The sequence below is a fragment of the uncultured Ellagibacter sp. genome (assembly GCF_934636505.1).
Lineage (GTDB): Bacteria > Actinomycetota > Coriobacteriia > Coriobacteriales > Eggerthellaceae > Ellagibacter.
Genome location: NZ_CAKUAL010000122.1, coordinates 1 through 2,444, shown reverse-complemented (window position 1 = coordinate 2,444; position 2,444 = coordinate 1). Strand labels below are relative to the sequence as shown.

Sequence of the window (2,444 nt, the reverse complement as noted above, 5' to 3'; positions counted from 1 at the left end):
AGCGCACCGAGCAGCACGACGTTGGCCGCCTTCGTGGTACCCGCCTTGCGGGCAAGCTCGGTTGCGGGAATGAGCAAGGCCCCCGCATCGCGCAACCGCTCGCGCGCATGCTCAGACATGGAAGCGCGACCCGTGGCGACGGGAAGCGGCTTGATCGACTCGTCATTCACAAAGAGGCTGCCGCCTTCCTTCACGTAGGGAAGGTTGCGAAGCGCCTCGGTCGTCTCGAACGACACGACGCAGTCCGTCGAGCCCAGATCGGCGATCATGGACTGAACCTTATCGCCGAATCGCACGACAGTGGTCACCGCGCCACCGCGCTGAGCCATGCCGTGAATCTCGGAAACCTTCACGTCGAGCCCGCTCTCCTCGGCGGCGCGGGCAAGCAGATCAGCGGCGAGAATCGTGCCTTGGCCGCCAACGCCGCAAAGAAGAACCGTTTTCGTATTCGAACTCATCGGGTCCCCTCCTAATCCTGAACAATGAAGCCACGTGCACAGTACTGCGCGCACTGCCCGCAGCCGATGCACATGTCACGATCGATAAGCGCCTGGCCGGTCGACTCGTCCTTGGAAATCGCAGGACAGCCGAGGGTGATGCACACGCCGCATGCCGTGCACTGGGAAGAAACCTCGAATACAGGCTCGCGATGGCGCTCGAGCAGAACGCACGGGGCCCTGAAGACGATCACCGAAAGCGTATCGGTGGCGGAAGTCGCCTCCTTCAGAGCGCGGCGAACGGCCCTCGCGTCGTGCGGATCGACCGTGCGAACGTCCTCGATGCCGAGCGCCTTCAAGACGCCTTCCATATCGAGCTCGCGCGAGGGGCGGTGCTGGAGCGTCTCGCCGTTGAACGGGTTGCCCTGGCGACCGGTCATGGCCGTCGTGCGGTTGTCGAGAATGCAGACGGTGCCCGCGCCCTTGTTGTAAACCGTCGAGATAAGCGACGAAAGGCCGGAATGCGCGAACGTGGAGTCGCCGATCACAGCAACGACGGGACGATGCTCGCGACCCGCGAACGCAAGCTCGAAGCCGTGGGCCATCGACACAGATGCGCCCATGTCAACGCAGGTGTCCATTGCGGAAAGCGGCGGCAAAGCGCCCAACGTGTAGCAGCCAATGTCGCCCGTCACGATGGCCTTGCAGCGCGAGAGCTCCTTGAAGACGAGGCGATGAGGGCAGCCGGGGCACAGCGCAGGTGGACGACCCGGAACGTCTGCCTGGGCGGCAGCGTGCGCGGGCTCGGGGAAACCGAAAGCGGCGCGGATGAACCCGACAGAGAGCTCGCCGTCGCGTGGAAGGGGCTCGGGGAAACTCGCGACGTCGATTCCGAGCGCGGACACGGCATCGGTCAGATAGCACGACGCCTCCTCGACGACGTAAAGCGCCTCAACGCTCTCAGCGAACGAGTGAAGCGCCTTCTCGGGAAGGGGCCACGTGCATCCAAGCTTGAAGACCGATGCATCGGGCAACCCTTCCAGCACATGCTGAGAAACCGCGCCGGCGCAGACGACGCCGACCTTGTTGCCTCGCTTTATGACCTGGTTGTACGCGCAGGTCTCGGCCCATTCGGAGAGCGCCTCGATGCGCTCGAGCTGCACCTTGCGGCGCGGCTTCGCGAACGCGGGCATCATGACCCACTTCGCAGGGTTGCTCTCGTAGGGAGCAGGCTCGACCTCTTTTCGGGACCCGACCTCGACTGGCGTCTTCGTATGCGAGACGCGAACCGACGAGCGGATGAAGAAGGGCACATCGAATCGCTCGGAAAGCTCGAACGCGTCGCGCGTGAAAGCGAGCGCCTCGGCAGAATCAGCGGGGTCGAGCATAGGAATATGCGCTGCGCAGGCGTAGTAGTGAGAATCCTGCTCGTTTTGCGAGGAGTACATGCCCGGATCGTCGGCTGCCAGCACGACAAATCCTCCGCCGACGCCGGTGTACGCAGCCGTGAACAGGGGATCCGCGGCGACGTTCACGCCGACGTGCTTCATGGTCGAAAGAACGCGGGCGCCGCCGGCAGATGCGCCGATGCCCACTTCAACGGCAACCTTCTCGTTCACGCACCACTCGGCGTAGACGCCGACCTTCTTCGCGAACGCCTCGAGCGTCTCGGTCGAAGGGGTGCCCGGATATGCGACGCCGATGCGCGCGCCAGCTTCCCAGGCACCTTGCGCAATGGCCTCGTTTCCGCTTAGCAGTTCCATGTGAAATTCCCTCTCGTAAATTTCGCCTTATGCGCCGATGCGCCTATTCCTCTCGATAGACGAGGCAGAAAGCTCCGATTTGCACCACGTCGCCCTCGTGAAGTTCGCGCGCCTCGACGTTGTCGTTGTTGACCCACACCCCGTTAAACGAGCTGTCGTCGGTAATCGTGCAGCCATCACCCGTAGGCTCGACCACGGCATGGCTGCGCGAGACCGTCATATCGTTTAGGAAGATGTCGCACTG

Annotated in this window: 3 protein-coding genes; all 3 read right to left on the bottom strand. The window is 63.3% G+C overall.

Translation table 11 applies throughout. The annotated features are described in order from the left end of the window. Positions 1 to 458: indolepyruvate oxidoreductase subunit beta (locus Q0G18_RS09305; RefSeq protein WP_297152402.1), on the bottom strand; the 458-nt coding region annotated here is incomplete at its 3' end. Positions 459 to 469: 11 nt separating this feature from the next. After that, positions 470 to 2,200, bottom strand: coding sequence for a thiamine pyrophosphate-dependent enzyme (locus Q0G18_RS09300; protein WP_297152398.1), 1,731 nt, complete (start codon positions 2,198 to 2,200; stop codon positions 470 to 472). Between the two features lie 43 nt (positions 2,201 to 2,243). Then, on the bottom strand, positions 2,244 to 2,444 hold a 201-nt coding region (locus Q0G18_RS09295; protein ID WP_297152395.1), incomplete at its 5' end, for an FHA domain-containing protein.

Coding starts and splice junctions, on each gene's coding strand:
- Q0G18_RS09300 (WP_297152398.1), bottom strand. CDS start 2,200: ATGGAACTGCTAAGCGGAAACGAGGCCATTGCGCAAGGTGCCTGGGAA.